Origin of the sequence: Hasllibacter halocynthiae, assembly GCF_003003095.1 — a bacterium.
GTDB lineage: Bacteria > Pseudomonadota > Alphaproteobacteria > Rhodobacterales > Rhodobacteraceae > Hasllibacter > Hasllibacter halocynthiae.
The window spans coordinates 295,849-312,464 of the sequence record NZ_PVTT01000001.1; the positions used below are offsets into that span (position 1 = coordinate 295,849).

16 protein-coding genes and 1 tRNA gene are annotated in these 16,616 nt (G+C 71.2%); 13 read left to right on the forward strand and 4 right to left on the reverse strand.

Annotation, left to right across the window (positions count from 1 at the left end; genetic code table 11):
- Nucleotides 1-11: 11 nt before the first annotated feature.
- The 6 genes from BCF33_RS01490 to BCF33_RS01515 all read left to right on the forward strand — a co-directional run bounded on the left by BCF33_RS01490 (nucleotide 12) and on the right by BCF33_RS01515 (nucleotide 5,660).
- On the forward strand, nucleotides 12-1,211 hold the full coding sequence (locus tag BCF33_RS01490) for a D-alanyl-D-alanine carboxypeptidase family protein (RefSeq protein ID WP_106159177.1): 1,200 nt from the start codon (nucleotides 12-14) through the stop codon (nucleotides 1,209-1,211).
- Between the two features lie 40 nt (nucleotides 1,212-1,251).
- The gene (gene tmk, locus BCF33_RS01495) at nucleotides 1,252-1,959 is read left to right on the forward strand and encodes a dTMP kinase (protein ID WP_106159178.1); all 708 of its coding nucleotides are present in this window, start codon (nucleotides 1,252-1,254) and stop codon (nucleotides 1,957-1,959) included.
- Nucleotides 1,959-3,035 (forward strand): DNA polymerase III subunit delta', encoded by a 1,077-nt coding sequence (locus tag BCF33_RS01500; protein ID WP_106159179.1) that lies wholly within the window; start codon nucleotides 1,959-1,961, stop codon nucleotides 3,033-3,035. Before tmk ends, BCF33_RS01500 begins: the two co-directional genes overlap by 1 nt.
- 86 nt (nucleotides 3,036-3,121) lie before the next feature.
- Entirely contained in the window at nucleotides 3,122-3,928 is an 807-nt protein-coding gene (locus BCF33_RS01505; protein WP_106159180.1) for a TatD family hydrolase, read from the forward strand.
- The gene (locus BCF33_RS01510; RefSeq protein ID WP_106159181.1) at nucleotides 3,925-4,737 is read left to right on the forward strand and encodes an MBL fold metallo-hydrolase; all 813 of its coding nucleotides are present in this window, start codon (nucleotides 3,925-3,927) and stop codon (nucleotides 4,735-4,737) included. Before BCF33_RS01505 ends, BCF33_RS01510 begins: the two co-directional genes overlap by 4 nt.
- The gene (locus tag BCF33_RS01515) at nucleotides 4,725-5,660 is read left to right on the forward strand and encodes an AEC family transporter (protein WP_106159182.1); all 936 of its coding nucleotides are present in this window, start codon (nucleotides 4,725-4,727) and stop codon (nucleotides 5,658-5,660) included. Before BCF33_RS01510 ends, BCF33_RS01515 begins: the two co-directional genes overlap by 13 nt.
- An 88-nt stretch (nucleotides 5,661-5,748) precedes the next feature.
- On the opposite strand, the gene BCF33_RS01520 is transcribed toward BCF33_RS01515, so the two are convergent.
- Nucleotides 5,749-5,835, reverse strand: a tRNA-Leu gene (locus tag BCF33_RS01520).
- Nucleotides 5,836-5,961: 126 nt separating this feature from the next.
- Between BCF33_RS01520 and BCF33_RS01525 the strand changes: the two genes are divergently transcribed.
- Complete coding sequence (locus BCF33_RS01525) at nucleotides 5,962-6,447, forward strand: hypothetical protein (RefSeq protein ID WP_106159183.1); 486 nt, start codon at nucleotides 5,962-5,964, stop codon at nucleotides 6,445-6,447.
- Here BCF33_RS01525 and BCF33_RS01530 read toward each other — a convergent pair.
- The 3 genes from BCF33_RS01530 to BCF33_RS01540 are packed head-to-tail and all read right to left on the reverse strand — an operon-like array spanning nucleotide 6,440 to nucleotide 9,515.
- Complete coding sequence (locus BCF33_RS01530) at nucleotides 6,440-7,021, reverse strand: TadE/TadG family type IV pilus assembly protein (RefSeq protein WP_106159184.1); 582 nt, start codon at nucleotides 7,019-7,021, stop codon at nucleotides 6,440-6,442. The genes BCF33_RS01525 and BCF33_RS01530 overlap by 8 nt on opposite strands.
- A complete protein-coding gene (locus BCF33_RS01535) occupies nucleotides 7,018-7,569 on the reverse strand; it encodes a TadE/TadG family type IV pilus assembly protein (protein ID WP_146132763.1) in 552 nt (183 codons plus the stop codon). Before BCF33_RS01535 ends, BCF33_RS01530 begins: the two co-directional genes overlap by 4 nt.
- Nucleotides 7,566-9,515: a Tad domain-containing protein gene (locus BCF33_RS01540; protein ID WP_158259329.1), complete on the reverse strand. Its 1,950-nt coding sequence runs from the start codon at nucleotides 9,513-9,515 to the stop codon at nucleotides 7,566-7,568. Before BCF33_RS01540 ends, BCF33_RS01535 begins: the two co-directional genes overlap by 4 nt.
- A gap of 207 nt (nucleotides 9,516-9,722) precedes the next feature.
- Between BCF33_RS01540 and BCF33_RS01545 the strand changes: the two genes are divergently transcribed.
- The 6 genes from BCF33_RS01545 (at nucleotide 9,723) to BCF33_RS01570 (ending at nucleotide 16,592) form a co-directional block, all read left to right on the forward strand.
- Nucleotides 9,723-11,168, forward strand: coding sequence for a Glu/Leu/Phe/Val family dehydrogenase (locus tag BCF33_RS01545; RefSeq protein WP_106160146.1), 1,446 nt, complete (start codon nucleotides 9,723-9,725; stop codon nucleotides 11,166-11,168).
- 85 nt (nucleotides 11,169-11,253) lie between these two features.
- Nucleotides 11,254-11,457: a hypothetical protein gene (locus BCF33_RS01550; protein ID WP_106159187.1), complete on the forward strand. Its 204-nt coding sequence runs from the start codon at nucleotides 11,254-11,256 to the stop codon at nucleotides 11,455-11,457.
- A gap of 140 nt (nucleotides 11,458-11,597) precedes the next feature.
- The gene (locus BCF33_RS01555; protein ID WP_106159188.1) at nucleotides 11,598-12,038 is read left to right on the forward strand and encodes a hypothetical protein; all 441 of its coding nucleotides are present in this window, start codon (nucleotides 11,598-11,600) and stop codon (nucleotides 12,036-12,038) included.
- A 155-nt stretch (nucleotides 12,039-12,193) separates the two neighbouring features.
- Nucleotides 12,194-14,158 (forward strand): DNA primase, encoded by a 1,965-nt coding sequence (dnaG, locus tag BCF33_RS01560; protein ID WP_106160147.1) that lies wholly within the window; start codon nucleotides 12,194-12,196, stop codon nucleotides 14,156-14,158.
- A 147-nt stretch (nucleotides 14,159-14,305) separates the two neighbouring features.
- Nucleotides 14,306-16,291 (forward strand): RNA polymerase sigma factor RpoD, encoded by a 1,986-nt coding sequence (rpoD, locus tag BCF33_RS01565; RefSeq protein WP_106159189.1) that lies wholly within the window; start codon nucleotides 14,306-14,308, stop codon nucleotides 16,289-16,291.
- 34 nt (nucleotides 16,292-16,325) lie between these two features.
- Nucleotides 16,326-16,592 (forward strand): HlyU family transcriptional regulator, encoded by a 267-nt coding sequence (locus BCF33_RS01570; RefSeq protein WP_106159190.1) that lies wholly within the window; start codon nucleotides 16,326-16,328, stop codon nucleotides 16,590-16,592.
- The last annotated feature ends 24 nt before the right edge of the window (nucleotides 16,593-16,616 follow it).

The following is a 16,616-nucleotide window of genomic DNA, read 5'->3' on the forward strand; positions in this document are numbered from 1 at the left end:
GAGATCCCGCCATGCTGCGAACCCTGCTCGCCGCCGCGATCGCGCTGACGCCCCTCGCTTCGGCCGCCTTCGACACCGAGGCGCGCGCCGCCTACGTGCGCGACATCACCACGGACACCGTGCTGATGGACCTCGACGCGGACACGCCGCTGCCGCCGGCGTCCATGTCGAAGCTGATGACCCTCTACATGCTGTTCGACGCGCTGCGCGACGGGCGGGTGCAGCTCGACGACACGTTCGGGGTCTCGGCCCGCGCGGCGGCGATGGGCGGCTCGTCCATGTTCCTGACCGAGCGGGACCGCCCCACCGTCGAGGAGCTGATCCGCGGCGTCTCCGTCCAGTCGGGCAACGACGCGACGGTGGTGATCGCCGAGGGCCTCGCCGGCACGGAGGAGGCGTTCGCGCGCCAGATGACGGACGTCGCGCGCGACCTCGGGATGACCAACTCGACCTTCGTGAACGCCTCGGGCTGGCCGCACCCCGACCACCGGATGAGCCTGCGCGACCTCGGCATCCTCGCCGAGGCGCTGATCACCGAGTTCCCCGACTACTATCCCTATCTCGGCGAGACGACCTTCGCCTATGACGGGCGCGTCCCCTCCAACCACAACAACCGCAACCCCTTGCTCTACCTGGACATCGGTGCGGACGGGCTGAAGACCGGCCACACGCAGGAAGCGGGCTACGGCCTCGTCGGGTCGGCGGCGCAGGGCGATCGCCGGATCGTGTTCGTCATCACGGGGCTCGACAGCGGCCAGGCCCGCGCCGACGAGAGCGAGCGGCTGGTCAACTGGGCCTTCCGCCAGTTCGTCGAGCGCGACCTCGTGGACGCCGGGACCCGGCTCGCCGAGGCCGAGGTCTCGCTGGGCGACGTCCCGTCCGTGGGGCTCGTCGTGGGCGAGGACGTGACCCTCCTCGTCTCCGCCCTCGCGCAGGACGAGATCGCCGCCGAGATCGTCTATGACGGCCCCCTCGCCGCGCCGATCGCCGCCGGCGACCCCGTGGGCGAACTGGTCATCACCCGCGACGAGCTGCCCGAGCATCGCGTCCCCGTCTATGCCGAGGCCGACGTCGCCGCGGGTGGGCCGATGGCGCGCATGACCCTCGCCGCGCGCCTCCTCGCCGGCGACCTGATCGCGCGCACCGGCCTCGTGGACGGGCCGGAAGGCGATGCCGTGGCGGCGCCGGAGGTCGAGGGCGCCGGCGGGTAGGGCGCTTCACCCCGCCGGGCGGCTCGGCTAGGCGGCAGGCATGACGGCGCGCTTCATCTCGTTCGAGGGCATCGACGGCTCCGGCAAGTCGACCCAGGCCCGCATGCTCGCGGACGCCATGCGCGGCCGGGGCGAGGGGGTCGTCCTGACCCGCGAGCCCGGCGGGTCGACCGGCGCGGAGGAGATACGCGCCCTCGTTTTGACGGGCGATCCCGGCCGCTGGTCGCCGGAGACGGAGATATGCCTCTTCACCGCCGCCCGGCGCGACCACCTGGAGCGGAGGATAATTCCAGCGCTGCAGCAAGGACGTACGGTCATCACCGACCGCTTCGCCGATTCGACCCGGGCATATCAGGGGGGCGAGGGCACCGGCCATGCCGGGTTGGTCGACACCCTCCACCGGGCCATGATCGGGCTCGAGCCGGATCGGACCTTCATCGTCGACCTTCCCCCCGAGGAGGGGCTGAAGCGCAGCTATCTGCGCGCCGCCAGGGCAGAGGAGGCGAGCCGCCTCGACCCGCAGGGCGATCCGCGATCGCAGGAGGAGGAGGTCCTCCTCTCGCAGCTCCGCAGCCGCGCGGGACGGGAGGCGGCCGAGATGCGCTTCGAAAGCCTGGGCCTGCCCTTCCAGCAAAGGCTTCGCGCGAACTTCTTCGCCATCGCGAAGGCGTTCCCGGACCGCATCCGCGTGATCGACGGCTCCGGCACGCCGGAGGCCGTCCACGCCCGCGTCCTGGCGGCGCTCTGATGGTGCGGGCCGTTCAGGTGCCGGAGGTCGAGGGCCCGCCCGAATCCGACCGCCTGCCCGGCGCGCCCCATCCGCGCGAGGCGCCCCGCGTGGTCGGCCACGGGGCCGCCGAGGCGCAGTTCCGGGCCGCGGCCCGGTCGGGCCGGCTGCACCACGCCTGGCTGCTGACCGGCCCGCGCGGCATCGGGAAGGCGACGCTGGCGCACCGCCTCGCCGCCTGGCTGCGCGCCGGGATGCCCGAGGGCGACGTGCCGGAGGACCACCCCGCGCTGCGCCGGGCCCGCGCGGGCGGCGAAGGGGGGATCCACGTGATCCGCCGGGGCACGAACGCCACCGGCAGCGCCCTCGCGCAGCAGATCAGGGTGGACGAGGTGCGCGCGGCCGCGCCCTTCCTGGGCCTCTCCGCGCCCGACGGCGGCTGGCGCGCGCTGATCGTCGACGCGGCGGACGAGATGAACGTCCAGGCACAGAACGCCCTTCTGAAGACCCTGGAGGAGCCGCCCGCCCGCACGGTGATCTTCCTCGTCGCGCACGCGCCCTCGCGCCTCCTGCCGACGATCCGCTCGCGCTGCCGGGTCCTGCGCCTCGCGCCCCTCGCCCCCGGCGAGACGTCCGAGGCGATGGCCCTCGCGGGGGCCGAGGCCGATCCTGCCCTGGGCGAGCTGTCGGGCGGCAGCGTGGGCGAGGCGATCCGCCTCGTCGCCGAAGGGGGGCCTGCCTTCTACGCCGATCTCGTGGGGCTCGTCGGGAAGGCGCCGGGGATGCCGCGGCCCGCGGCGATCAAGCTGGCCGAATCCTGCGCCGGGCCCAGAAACGCCGGGCGGCTCGACGTCGGGATCGACCTCATCGACAGGATGCTCGCCCGCCTCGCACGGCAGGCCGCGACCGGCGAGGCCGCCCCCGAGGCCGCCCCCGGCGAAGCCGCGGCCTTCGCCCGCCACGCGGGCCGCCCCCGCCGCTGGGCCGACCTCCACGCCGAGCTGGTCCCGCGCCTGCGCCATGGCCGGGCGGTGAACCTCGACCCGGCGGGGCTGATCCTCGAGGCGCTTCTTTCCATCGACGCGGCGGCAGGCTAGCTGCGGGCGGCCGGCGCGGACCCCGATCGCGCCGGCTTCCTCCATCCCCGCTTGCGCGGCACCGGCCCGCGCCGTAGCCGGTCGCCATGCCGCCCGCGATCACCGACAGCCACTGCCACCTCGACTTCGACGCCTTCGACGGCGAGCGCGAGGCCCTCGTCGCACGCGCCGCCGAGGCCGGGGTCCACAGGATGGTGACCATCTGCACGCGCCTGCCTGCCGCGCCAGGGGTGCGCGCGATCGCCGAGGCCCACGCTTCCGTCTTCTGGGCCGCCGGGACGCACCCCATGTCCGTCGCGGAGGAAGGCGTCCCGACGCCCGGAACCCTCGCGGCCCTCGCCGAGCATCCGAAGATGGTCGGGATTGGCGAGACGGGCCTCGACTACCACTACACCGCCGACAGCGCCGCCGCCCAGCAGGAGTCGCTGCGCGTCCATGTCGAGGCCGCGCGCCGGACGAAGCTGCCGTTGATCATCCACGCCCGCGACGCGGACGAGGACATGGCGCGCATCCTCCAGGAGGAGCACCGGGCCGGGCCCTTCTCCTGCGTGATGCACTGCTTCTCCTCCGGCGGGGCGCTGGCGAAGGCGGCGCTGGACCTGGGCTTCTACCTCTCCATGTCCGGGATCGCCGCCTTCCCCCGCTCGGCGGAGCTACGGGACGTCTTCGCCGCCGCCCCGCTGGACCGGATCCTCGTCGAGACCGACGCGCCCTACCTCGCCCCGCCCCCCCATCGCGGCAAGCGGAACGAGCCGGCCTTCGTCGCCCACACCGCCCGGGTCGGCGCGGACGTGTTCGGGATCGACTACGACGCCTTCGCCGCAGCGACGGAGGCGAACTTCGAGCGCCTGTTCTGGAAGACGGTCGCGGACCGGCCGCCGGAGGCCGCTTGACCCTGCGCTTCACCATCCTCGGCTGCGGCTCCTCGGGGGGCGTGCCGCGCCTGCCCGACGAATGGGGCGAATGCGATCCCTCGAACCCGAAGAACCGGCGCCGCCGCTGCTCGCTCCTCGTCGAGCGGGTGGGGCGGGGGGGCACCACGATCGTCCTCGTGGACACCTCGCCCGACCTGCGCGAGCAGCTCCTCGGGACGCGGACCGGGCGCCTCGACGGGGTGGTCTGGACCCATGCCCATGCCGACCACGTCCACGGCATAGACGACCTTCGGATGATCTACTTCCGCACCGGGACGCGCATCCCCTGCTGGGCGGACGAACCGACGCGCGCCGCGCTGCTCGCGCGGTTCGGCTATGCCTTCGCCGCGCCCGAAGGCTCGCCCTACCCGCCGATCTGCGACCTGCGCGACCTCTCCGGTCCGGTCGAGGTGGACGGCCCGGGCGGCCCGATCGGGGTGGTGCCGTTCGCGGTCGATCACGGCGCGACGCCCTGCCTCGGCCTCAGGATCGGCGGTCTGGCCTACGTGCCCGACGCCGTGGCCATCCCCGATGATAGCTGGCCGCATCTGAAGGGGCTCGACGTCCTCGTCGTCGACGCGCTGCGCCGCCGGCCGCACCCCACGCACGCCAACCTCGACCTCGCGCTGGATTGGATAGGGAGGGCCCGGCCCCGACGCGCCGTGCTGACGAACATGCACGTGGACCTCGACCATGCCGCCGTCGATGCCGAGACGCCGGAAGACGTCGCGCCGGCCCATGACGGCATGACCATCGAGCTGCCCGTCCCCCCCCGATGGAAGACCTGATCGCCGTCACCGGGCCGGTCTTCCTGGTCATCGGCTTCGGCTACGCCGCCCGCGGCACGGGGGCGATGACCGACGCCACGGTCGAGGGGCTGATGCGCTTCACCCAGAAGTTCGCGATCCCTGCGCTGCTCTTTCGCGCGATCTCGACCCTCGACCTCGGGGCGGAGTTCGACCCCCGCCTTCTCGCCGCGTTCTACGTCGGCGCCGTCCTGTCCTTCGCGCTGGGGGTCCTCGGGGCGCGGCGTCTCTTCGGACGGGGGTGGGAGGACAGCATCGCCATCGGGTTCGGCGCGCTCTTCTCGAATTCGCTCCTCCTCGGGCTGCCCATCACCGAGAGGGCCTTCGGGCCGGACGCGCTGGCGGGGAACTACGCGATCATCGCGATCCACTCGCCGGTCTGCTACGGCCTCGGGATCACGGCGATGGAGGTCGCTCGCGCCCGCGCCGCAGGGGCCGGCCTGGCCGGGCTGCCGCCGAAGGTCCTGCGGTCGATGTTCTCGAACGCCCTGATCCTGGGGATCGCGCTCGGCCTCGCGTTCAACCTCCTGGCGCTGCCGCAGCCGGCCATGCTGGCCGAGGCGCTGGACCTTCTCGTGCGGACGGCGCTTCCGGCCGCGCTGTTCGGACTGGGGGGCGTCCTCTGGCGCTACCGGCCGGAAGGCAGCCTGCCCACGGTCGCCTTCGTCTGCGCCCTCTCGCTCGTGCTGCATCCGGCGGTGACCTTCGGCCTCGGGACGTCCTTCGGGCTTTCCACGGACGCTCTGCGTTCGGCGGTGGTGACGGCGGCGATGGCGCCGGGGATCAACGCCTACATCTTCGCCGACCTCTATGGCCGCGCGCGCCGGGTGGCCGCGACGTCGGTGCTGGTGGGAACGGCGGCCTCGCTCCTCACGGCGCTGGGCTGGCTGGCGATGCTGCCGTGAAATCCGGGGACGCGGCGTCCGGCAAGCGAGCCTTCGCGACTTGGGGCCCATGAACGCGAAACGCCGCCCCGAAAGGGACGGCGTGTCATGGTGCGGTCGAGAAGACTCGAACTTCCACGGGTGTTACCCCACAGCGACCTCAACGCTGCGCGTCTACCAATTCCGCCACGACCGCATCGTCGGCGTGGCGGGGCGATATCCCCGCCGGCGGGCGCCCGCAACCCCTTCCAGGCATGATCGTACGGGCCGGACATGATCTTACGGGTGGCTCCGGGGGGCGGCGCGCGATAGGCGCGAGGGCATGGACGACGACGTGATCCTCACCGCCGCCCCCTCGCCCGCGCGCCGCTTCCTCGCGCTCGGGATATTGGGGGGGCTGGGCGCGCTCGTGCTCTGGATGGCCGCCGCGGCGCCGGACCTCTCGGCGGGCGGGCGCCTCGTGCTCGGCGTGCTGGGCCTCGGGGCACTGGGGATGGCCGGATGGCTGCGGGCCGCGACGCGGACCCGCCTCGTGCTGACCTGCGAAGCGCTGAGCGAGGAGGGGGGCGAGATCCTCGCCCCGCTCGCCGCCATCAGTCGCTCGGAGAGGGGGCCGTTTGCCGCCAAGCCCTCGGCGGGGTTCGTGCTGCGCCTGAACCGCGCTGTCGGCCCCGTCGCCTGGCGGCCGGGCCTCTGGTGGCGGCTGGGGCGGCGCGTCGGGGTGGGCGGCGTCGTCGCAGGGGCCGAGGCGCGGGCCCTGTCTGAAGCGGTGGCGGCGGCCGTCGCGGCGCGGGGCCCGACTACCTGAAGTCGATCGTCGTCGAGAACCGGGGGCGGGTGGCCGACCTCTCGGTCATCAGCTGGGGCGCCAGCTCGCCGAAGGACCGGATCGGAACCCAGGAGCGGAACACGTCGACGATCAGGAGGTGCTCGCCCGCTACCATCGGCGGGACGCCCCCGTCGCTTGCGATCGCCTCGTAGCTCGGTGCCCCCGAGACGCCGCCCGACTGCTCGGACCAGCGAAGGGAGTGGAGGAGTTCGCTGTCGGGATCGTCGGGATCGCTGAGCTCGGCGGTGACGAGCGATACCCTGATCGCCGTCTCGCCGCGCGAGGCGGAGACGAGCCGGAAGAGGGTGTTGTAGTCGTCGAGCATGCCCTGGGTAATCCGTTCCGTCTGCCGCGAAGCCAGGTCCGCGACCACGTAGTTCGCCCTGAGGGTCTTGGTGCGCGTGCTGAAGCCGTCCCAGAGGACCATCATCAACGCGCAGCCCATGAAGAGAAGCGGCCAGGTCAATGCGGCCTCGATCGACAGGACCCCGTCCTCGTCGCGGAAGAAGCGGCGGAATGCGGCGGCCATCCGGTGGGGGATGCGACGCGTCATGGGTTTAACTCCGGCTCGTGGACGAAGGCGTTGATCGAGACGATGCGGAAGTCGCCGTTCGCGTCCCTCGGCAGAAGGGCCAGGGGCCCCGCACCGGGGAAGAAGCTGTCGATCGGCATGCAGGCGCGTACCAGCTTGATCGTGTTCTGGAACCCCGGTGCGTAGGTCACCGAATCCGCGGGCACGAGGTCGGCGCCTCCGCGGGCGGCGCAGACCGAGGTGCTGCGCCAGGTCCCCGCGTCGACGTCCCTGAAATCGACGACCTCGACGATCAGGCTCGACTGGCAATCGCCGATGATCGCGACCTTGTCGCAGATGCTTTCCCGGAACTCGTCGTAGGAAAGCGGGCTGACGGTGCCGAGCCTCAGGTCGCGCGAGGCGATGTCGACGGCGCGGTCGAGCATCGCCGAGCGCGCCATCAAGGTCCCGACCTCGATGCCGAAGCACAGGAAGAGGAGCATCGCGGGCATCAGGATCGCGAACTCCATCGCCATGAACCCGTCCTCGCGCCTCGCCGCACGAGCCAGGCGGCGAATGACGCGTATCATCGGACGAGCCTCAGCGCGTTGATCTGCAGGGATATCTCCTCGAACGCCTGGGCCAGGCTGACCGTCTCGCTGTCGCTCGTGATCTCGGTGTCGTAGTAGTAGGACAGTCCGCTGGCGCAGTCGCGCAGGAGATCGCGGGCGTTCTTGCGGCGATTATCGCGCGTGGTGATGCCGTCCATCTCGAACCCGATCGTGTAGATGAGGATGTTCGGGCGGGTGTCCGTCACGGTGCGCTGCTGTCTCGCGAGGTTGCAGAGATCCATCATCCGGCTGTTGTGCCCCGCCCGGTCGTTCGTGTCCGAGCGCGGGTTGCTGATGACGCGCCAGTCGTCGTCGCTGACATGGCCTTCGCGGCGGGGATGCCAGTAGAGGGTGTTGGTGAAGTCGTAGATCGTGAACCGGTCGAACACCTCGGCGTAGGTCAGGCGCCGCAGCTCGCCGCCGATTTCGTCCCAGTCGTTCCGCTCTTCGTCGTCATCCCCCTCGCTCGTGTAGGGATAGCGCTCGAACCGCCCCACGTTGCTGCGCCGCTCCCGCTCCGTGACCTGGTCGTCGTTCACCCAGTACCAGAGGGCGTGCTGCTCCAGGTCGTCCTCCTCGAGCTCCGCATAGGTCTCGTACTCCGGGTCGGCGCCCGGGAAATGGGTCATGCGGGGATAGTCGGGCTGGGTGCCCCGGTCGTCCACGCCGCCGGTGCTGCGCCCGTCGTCGTCGTCCTCGGGGCGCCCCGTCACCTGCCGGTAGTCGCGCAGCAGGATCATGTACTTGCCGGTGGCGGTGTGCTGGAAGACGTTGGACAGGCCGTCGCCGCGCAGGGCGGGGTTGAGGTTCCGCTGGCCGTCCGGGTCGCCGTCGGTCATGAAGACGATGATCTTCACGTTGTCGTTGCGCGCGTAGCCCACAGGGCGGCCGTCCGCATCGGCGTCGATCGCGTTCTCGTCGACCAGGTCGGCGATGATCGGGCGCGCGCTAGGGTCGAGCAGGTTCACCGCCCAGCGCATCCCGTTGTCGATCCCGGTCGACGCCACAGGCTCGAGGGCGTCGATGGCGTCCACGAGGGGGCCGCTGCGGGTGGCGAAGGGGATCATGCGCCCGACGTCCACGCCGCCTGTCGCGATGCTGGCGTCGCGGGGGCACAGCAGCGTCTCGGGGCGGCGATAGGGGGCCCACTCGTGCCGCCCCTTGTCGTTGTGGATGAAGTGGTCCGCCTGGCGCATGTGCGCCGGGTTCAGCGCGAGGGTGTCGAATGCCTCGTCCTCGAAGGCCGCGCAGAATGACAGGTCGTGGATCAGCGGGGTTCCGGACGGGTCCGACGAGTTCATGAAGCGCCGCAGCAGATCCTCGCCGACGTTCACCGACATGGAGTAGGGCACCAGCGAGACGGTCGTGACGCCCGCCCCCACCTCGTCGTCCGTTTCGGGCAGGACGTCGATCACGAACTGCTTCGCCGCGTTCTGCATCGCCTCCAGGCGCCCGCTCGTGCGCATGGAGGTCGAGATGTCGAGCACCAGGCTGATCTCGACGTCGGAGGTGTTCTCCTCCGCGACGGCACCGCCGACCACGGGCAGGGTATCGAAGCCTAGCATCCGGATCAGCAGGGTGTCCTCGGGCCCGCGGGAGTAGGCCGAGACCCGGCGCGTGAGGCCGTTGTCGAAGACCTCCACGTCGAGGGGCAGGTCCTGCAGCCCTTCCACCGCCATGTAGTTCCGGACGACCGTCTCCTGGTCGCCGGTCTGGTCCAAGTCCGCTGCGGCCAGCACCGCGCGGTCCAGCGTGCCCTGCAGCCGGGCGCGCTTGTACTCGTTGTTGGCGACGTCGACCGCGAGGCCGCCGGCGATGACGATGAGCATGAAGATCACGACGGCCAGCCAGGTGAGGCCGCCATCCTCCCCCCGGAGGAACGCCCGCGCCCCTCGGCCCGTCTTCTCGAACGAAATCCGCGGCATCGCCAGCCTCCCGCAATCAGCATGTCGGGCGCGAACCGCCCCAGAGACCACTGCGCAGCGTATCGCGGCAAAAATGTGACGGTTCGATCTCGGAAACGGTTTGTTTGCACGGCGCGCGGGAGGCTTTTGCAAGGGGATGCGAAGCGCCGCGGTCCGCGCTAGGTCCACGGGGCGGCCGCCTCGGGCCGCTGCGGGAGAGGACGGACCATGGCCCATGACGGCGGCGCGCGCGGCGCCGAGCCCGGCTTCCGGGAGAGCGTGAACACGATGTTCGAGAGGGCCGCCGCCCTCTCGGGGCTCAGCGCCGGGTTGATCGACAAGATCCGCATCTGCAACTCGACCTACACGGTGCGCTTCGGCGTGCGTCTGCGGGGCGAGATCCACACCTTCACCGGCTACCGCAGCGTCCATTCCGAGCACATGGAGCCCGTGAAGGGCGGCATCCGCTACGCCCTGTCCGTCAACCAGAACGAGGTCGAGGCGCTGGCCGCGCTGATGACCTACAAGTGCGCCTTGGTGGAGACGCCCTTCGGCGGCTCGAAGGGGGGGCTTTGCATCGACCCGCGCGAGTGGTCCGAGGAGGAGCTGGAGAAGATCACCCGCCGCTTCGCCTACGAGCTGGTGAAGCGCGACCTGATCAACCCCGCGCAGAACGTGCCCGCCCCCGACATGGGCACCGGCGCGCGCGAGATGGCTTGGATCGTCGACCAGTACCAGCGGATGAACACGACCGACATCAACGGCCGGGCCTGCGTCACCGGCAAGCCCTTGAACGCCGGCGGCATCCAGGGCCGGGTCGAGGCGACGGGCCGCGGCGTGCAGTACGCCCTGCGCGAGTTCTTCCGTCACGAGAGGGACGTCGCCCGCACCGGCCTCTCCGGCGGGCTGCGGGGCAAGCGCGTCGTGGTGCAGGGCCTCGGCAACGTGGGCTACCACGCGGCGAAGTTCCTCCAGGAGGAGGACGGCTGCGTGATCGTCGGCATCGGCGAACGGGACGGGATGGTCTCGGGTCCAGGCGGGATCGACGTCGAGAAGGCGGCGGCCCACCTGCGGGAAACGGACGGCGTGAAGGGCCTTCCGGACGCCGAGTACGACCCCGACGGCGCCCGCGTGGTCGAGCTGGACTGCGACATCCTGATCCCCGCCGCGATGGAGGGAACGATCCACCTCGGCAACGCCGACCGCGTGATGGCGCCCCTCGTCATCGAGGCGGCGAACGGTCCCGTCACCGCCGGCGCCGACGAGCTACTACGCGAGCGGGGCTGCGTCATCATCCCGGACATGTACGCCAACGCGGGCGGCGTGACCGTGTCCTACTTCGAATGGGTGAAGAACCTCTCCCATATTCGGTTCGGGCGGATGCAGCGCCGGGCAGAGGAATCGCGCCACCAGCTCCTCGTCGACGAGCTCGAGCGGCTTTCGGCCCATTCCGGCGTGCCCTGGACGCTTTCGGACAACTTCAAGCGCGACTACCTGCGCGGCGCCGGCGAGCTGGAGCTGGTCCGCTCGGGCCTCGACGACACGATGCGCGAGGCCTACCAGGCGATCTCGGAGGTCTGGAACGCGCGCGACGACGTGCCCGACCTGCGGACGGCCGCCTTCCTCGTCGCGATCGAGCGGGTGGCGAGGTCCTATCGCTCGAAGGGGCTGTGAACGCGCGGCGTTCGGCCATGCCCGGGGAATGTGGAACGCCGCGCGGTGGTCGGCCGTTGGCCCTTCGACGCACGAGGAGGGTTCCATGACCGAGCCGAAGATCAAGAACGCCGACCGCCCGTCCGAGGATGTCGGCCTGCCCAAGACCGGGGATGCCGCCTCGGGGGCGGGATACCTGCGCGACGTCGACACGAAGAAGCACAAGGCGCAGACCCCCGAGCCGGCGGAGGCGCCGGACGACCTGCTGGAGGATCCCGACACCCGCGGCGATCACGGCCGCCCCGACTGAGGGCGGCTTCACGCCTGCCGGCGGGTTCCGGCGAAGGATGCCGCCCCTATGCCGGGATGGCGTATATAAGACGGAAGGAGCTTGCCGCGCCCCGGGGACCGAGACCCATGGCGACGGCGGCACGACGAGGGAGGTGAAAGGTGCGGAGCACGATCTTCATTGGCGGAGCGGCCGCGCTCCTCCTGGCCGGATGCGCAGCGGAGGCGCCGGACGGCGGCATCCCGCGGACGCTGCCCGGCCCCGCCGATGGCGGCGAGACCGGCGCCGCGGGCGCCGAGATCCGTGCATTCGCCGTGGAGGAGCAGCTGCGAGGGCAGGTGGGCCAGGATGCCGGCGGCGCGCGGGTCACAGGCGTGACGAGGGATGGCTCCGACGTCGCGATGACGATCCGGGTGGACGCCCCCGTCGACGCCTCGGCCGGGGCGCGGGTCGGCGACGCCATCGCCGGCACGTTCGCGCGGGGCCTTTGCGACGACGCCGGCCTTCTGGATTTCTTCGCGGGCGGGGGTACGCTCGCCGTCAGCGTGCGGAACGCGGGCGGCGCGGAGATCGCGCGACGCACAATCTCCTCCTGCAGCTGACGACTGCCGCTGCGGCGACCCTTGCCGGGCCCGCGCCGGGCGGGCGCGCTTCTCGCAAGACGGGGCAGGTATATGACGAAGGGGCAATCCGCCTGTAGCGGCAGATGCGGGCGCATGCCCTCGACTCTCGGCCGGCGGGGCCGATATTCCGGGGCATGGCGCTTCCGGATGGATTTCTCGACGAGCTGCGGAACCGGCTGTCGCTGGCGGACGTCGTGGGGCGCAAGGTTGTCTGGGACCAGCGCAAGTCTAACCGCGCCAAGGGCGACTGGTGGGCGCCGTGCCCGTTCCACGGCGAGAGGACTGCAAGCTTCCACGTCCTCGACCGGCAAGGTTACTACTACTGCTTCGGCTGTCACGCGAAGGGCGATGCCATCTCCTTCGTGCGCGAGACCGAGAATGTCGGCTTCATGGAGGCGGTCGAGATCCTGGCCACGGAGGCCGGGATGACCATGCCTGCCCGCGATCCGGACGCCGCCAGGCGCGAGGAGGCGAAGCGGGGCCTGTCGGACGTGGTGGAGGCGGCGTTCAGGCACTACGCGACACTTCTGAACGGCGCGGCGGCCAAGGATGCGCGCGGCTACCTCGCGCGACGCGGCCTGGGCGAGGAGGCCGTCCGCCGCTTCGGCCTGGGCTTTGCGCCCGACGCTCGGCGCGGCGTGATCGACGCGCTGGGCAAGAAGGGCATCTCCGAGGCCGAGGCGATCGCCGCGGGCCTCGCCGCGAAGCCGGACGGGCCGGGCGACGCCTATGACCGGTTCCGCGACCGCATCGTGTTTCCCATCCGCGACGCGCGGGGGCGGGCGGTGTCCCTCGCGGGGCGGGCCATGTCGAACGGGGCGAAGGCCAAGTACCTGAACGGCCCCGACACGGTCCTCTTCGACAAGGGCGCGATCCTCTGGAACGAGGCGAACGCCCGCGACCGCGCCCGGGACGGCGGGCCGGTGGTGTTGGCCGAGGGGTACATGGACGTCATCGCCCTCGACCTGGCCGGCATCGCCACGGTCGCGCCGATGGGGACGGCGGTGACCGAAGGCCAGCTCCGCCGGCTCTGGCGCCTCGCGGACGAGCCCGTCGTCGCGCTCGACGGGGATCGGGCGGGGCTGCGCGCGGCGGAGCGGATAGTCGACCTGGCCCTGCCGCTGCTGGAGGCCGGGCGCTCGCTGCGCTTCGCCCTCATGCCCGATGGCAAGGACCCCGACGACCTGATCCGCGAGAAGGGCCCCGAGGCCGCGAAGGAGGCGCTGGAGGGGGCGATCCCCCTCGTCGAGATGCTGTGGCGGCGGGAGACGGCGCGCCCGCTCGACACGCCCGAGCGACGCGCCGCGGCCGACAAGGCGCTGCGCGAGGCGATCCGGCGCATCCCCGACCCCGGCCTGCGCCGCCACTACGCCGACGCCATCCAGGAGCGCCGGACCGCCGCGTTCGGCTCGCGCGAGGCGAAGGCGCGAAGCGGCGGCTTCGCCCCGCGTGGGCAGGGGGGCGGACGGGGGTTCGGGCGCGGCTTCCGCGACGCGCCCCGGCCGGTGATCCCCGGCCCGGGCCGGGCCTCCGCCCTCGCGCGCGGGGGCGAGGCCGAGGTCGAGATCAGGGAGGGGCTGGTCCTCGGGGTGCTGCTCCTCCACCCCGGGCTGCTCGACGCCGTGGAGGACAGGATCGAGGCGCACGATTTCGGCCCGCTCTGGTCGCGCCTCGCCTCCGCGGTCCTCCAGCACGCCGCCTCCCCGGACCTCTGCGCAGAGAGCATTCCGGGCGGCGCCCTTGAAGCGTTGCGCGCCCGTCCCCACCTCCGCGAGCACCCGGCCATACGTGCTCCGGGCGACGCCGCGCTCGCCCTGGCGACCTTGCGCGAGGAGATCGGCAAGCTCGAGGCCGCGCGCGTGCTGGCTGCCGAGGTGGCCGAGGCCGCCGAGGCGCTGGAGGGGCTGCCGGGCGAGGGTACGGACTGGCGGCTGGGCCGCGCCGCCCGCGCCCATGACGAGGCCCGGCGCGCGGCCGCGGAGGACGACACGGTCTACGAGACGGCGCCGAACGGCGTGCCTCTCTCGCGCACCGAGCGGGAGGCGTGGGCCGAACTGGAGCGGCTTCTTCCCGGCGGCGCCCGGGACGGAGGCGAATGAAGCACCGGCGGGATTGCGGTTCCGCCGTTCGGGGTGTTCCCCGGGATCAGGCGGGATAAGGATTCGGTGGGCGAATCACCCCGAATCATCGGCGAATCACTATCGGGGCCCGGTGGGCGCCGAGCCGCCGAGGGAGGAGAGCGAGCGATGGCGAAGGACACGGACGGTACCGAAGCCCCCGATCGAGGCGAGGCGATGTCGCTCGACTTGAGCCAGGCCGCCGTGAAGAAGATGATCGGCGAGGCGCGCGAGCGAGGGTACATAACCTACGATCAGCTCAACGCGGTCCTTCCGCCCGAGCAGGTGTCCTCCGAGCAGATCGAGGACGTGATGTCCATGCTCTCGGAGATGGGCATCAACGTCATCGAGGACGAGGAATCCGAGGAGGAGGTCGAGGCGGCGAAGTCGACCGCCATCGCTACGAAGGAGCAGCAGGGCGGCGCCGTCGCCGTGGCGGGCAACACCTCCGAGAAGCTGGACCGGACGGACGACCCCGTCCGGATGTACCTGCGCGAGATGGGCAGCGTCGAGCTGCTGTCGCGCGAGGGCGAGATCGCCATCGCCAAGCGCATCGAGGCCGGCCGCAACACGATGATCGCGGGCCTCTGCGAATCCCCCCTGACGTTCCAGGCCATCACGATCTGGCGCGACGAGCTTCTGAACGAGGACATCCTGCTGCGGGACGTCATCGACCTCGAGACGACGTTCGGCGACCAGATGGGCGAGGAAGCGGCCGCCGCCCCCGTCGCCCCCGTCGCCGGAGCCGCCGGCCAGCCGGGTGAGAGGAAGCAGGAGGTCGACGCCGACGGCAACCCGATCCAGGACGAGGAGATCGACGAGGACGACGAGGACGACGTCGCGAACCTCTCGCTCTCGGCGATGGAGGCGCAGCTCAAGCCCCGCGTCCTCGAGACGTTGGAGGTGATCGCGCACGACTACGCCGAGCTCTCGGAGATGCAGGACAGCCGGATCAGCGCCCAGCTGAACGAGGACGGCTCGTTCGGCGAGGGGGACGAGGCGAAGTACCAGGAGCTGCGCGCGACCATCGTGGCGCTCGTCAACGAGCTGCACCTTCACAACAACCGCATCGAGGCGCTGGTCGACCAGCTCTACGGCATCAACCGGCGGATCATGTCCATCGACAGCGCCATGGTGAAGCTGGCCGACCAAGCCCGCATCAATCGGCGCGAGTTCGTCGATGCCTACAAGGGCGCCGAGCTGGACCCCGGCTGGATGGATCGCATGCGCGAGAAGTCCGGCCGCGGCTGGGCCTCGCTGTTCGAGCGGTCGACCCCGAAGATCGAGGAGCTGCGCGGCGACATGGCCCAGGTGGGTCAGTATGTCGGCGTCGACATCCCCGAGTTCCGGCGCATCGTCCAGCAGGTCCAGAAGGGCGAGAAGGAGGCCCGGCAGGCGAAGAAGGAGATGGTCGAGGCGAACCTGCGCCTCGTGATCTCGATCGCCAAGAAGTACACGAACCGCGGCCTGCAGTTCCTTGATCTTATTCAGGAAGGCAACATCGGCCTGATGAAGGCGGTCGACAAGTTCGAGTATCGCCGCGGCTACAAGTTCTCGACCTACGCGACTTGGTGGATCCGTCAGGCCATTACCCGGTCCATCGCCGATCAGGCGCGCACGATCCGCATCCCCGTCCACATGATCGAGACGATCAACAAGCTGGTGCGGACCGGGCGCCAGATGCTGCACGAGATCGGCCGCGAGCCGACGCCCGAGGAGCTGGCCGCCAAGCTGCAGATGCCGCTGGAGAAGGTCCGCAAGGTGATGAAGATCGCCAAGGAGCCGATCAGCCTCGAGACGCCCATCGGGGACGAGGAGGACAGCCAGCTCGGCGACTTCATCGAGGACAAGAACGCCGTCCTGCCGCTCGACTCCGCGATCCAGGAGAACCTGAAGGAGACGACGACGCGCGTGCTGTCCTCGCTGACGCCGCGCGAGGAGCGGGTGCTGCGGATGCGCTTCGGCATCGGCATGAACACGGACCACACGCTCGAGGAGGTGGGCCAGCAGTTCTCCGTCACGCGCGAGCGTATCCGCCAGATCGAGGCCAAGGCCCTGCGGAAGCTCAAGCACCCTAGCCGGTCGCGCAAGCTGCGCAGCTTCCTCGATCAATAGGGCGGAACCCGTTCCGCCATCCCTGGAGTCGCCCATGTCCTTCCTCAAGAAGCTCTTCGGCGGCGGCGGCGGCTCTGCGTCCGAGGTGCCGCCCGAGACCCATGAAGGCTTCACGATCCGCCCCGAGCCCGCGCCCGAGGGCGACAAGTGGCGGATCGGCGCGATGATCGAGAAGGACGGCCGGACCCATCACATGATCCGCGCCGACCTTCTGGAATCGCGCGAGGCGGCGGCCGACGCCTCGCTCCGCAAGGCGCGGCAGATGATCGACGAGCAGGGCGAGGGGCTGCTGGGCGGCTGATCCGACCCCGCGCGATCCGCGGAC

Coding starts and splice junctions, on each gene's coding strand:
- dnaG (WP_106160147.1), top strand. CDS start 12,194: ATGGCGCTTCCGGATGGATTTCTCGACGAGCTGCGGAACCGGCTGTCG.
- BCF33_RS01525 (WP_106159183.1), top strand. CDS start 5,962: ATGGACGACGACGTGATCCTCACCGCCGCCCCCTCGCCCGCGCGCCGC.
- rpoD (WP_106159189.1), top strand. CDS start 14,306: ATGGCGAAGGACACGGACGGTACCGAAGCCCCCGATCGAGGCGAGGCG.
- BCF33_RS01500 (WP_106159179.1), top strand. CDS start 1,959: ATGGTGCGGGCCGTTCAGGTGCCGGAGGTCGAGGGCCCGCCCGAATCC.
- BCF33_RS01545 (WP_106160146.1), top strand. CDS start 9,723: ATGGCCCATGACGGCGGCGCGCGCGGCGCCGAGCCCGGCTTCCGGGAG.
- BCF33_RS01530 (WP_106159184.1), bottom strand. CDS start 7,021: ATGACGCGTCGCATCCCCCACCGGATGGCCGCCGCATTCCGCCGCTTC.
- BCF33_RS01570 (WP_106159190.1), top strand. CDS start 16,326: ATGTCCTTCCTCAAGAAGCTCTTCGGCGGCGGCGGCGGCTCTGCGTCC.
- BCF33_RS01535 (WP_146132763.1), bottom strand. CDS start 7,569: ATGATACGCGTCATTCGCCGCCTGGCTCGTGCGGCGAGGCGCGAGGAC.
- tmk (WP_106159178.1), top strand. CDS start 1,252: ATGACGGCGCGCTTCATCTCGTTCGAGGGCATCGACGGCTCCGGCAAG.
- BCF33_RS01515 (WP_106159182.1), top strand. CDS start 4,725: ATGGAAGACCTGATCGCCGTCACCGGGCCGGTCTTCCTGGTCATCGGC.
- BCF33_RS01540 (WP_158259329.1), bottom strand. CDS start 9,515: ATGCCGCGGATTTCGTTCGAGAAGACGGGCCGAGGGGCGCGGGCGTTC.
- BCF33_RS01490 (WP_106159177.1), top strand. CDS start 12: ATGCTGCGAACCCTGCTCGCCGCCGCGATCGCGCTGACGCCCCTCGCT.
- BCF33_RS01505 (WP_106159180.1), top strand. CDS start 3,122: ATGCCGCCCGCGATCACCGACAGCCACTGCCACCTCGACTTCGACGCC.
- BCF33_RS01550 (WP_106159187.1), top strand. CDS start 11,254: ATGACCGAGCCGAAGATCAAGAACGCCGACCGCCCGTCCGAGGATGTC.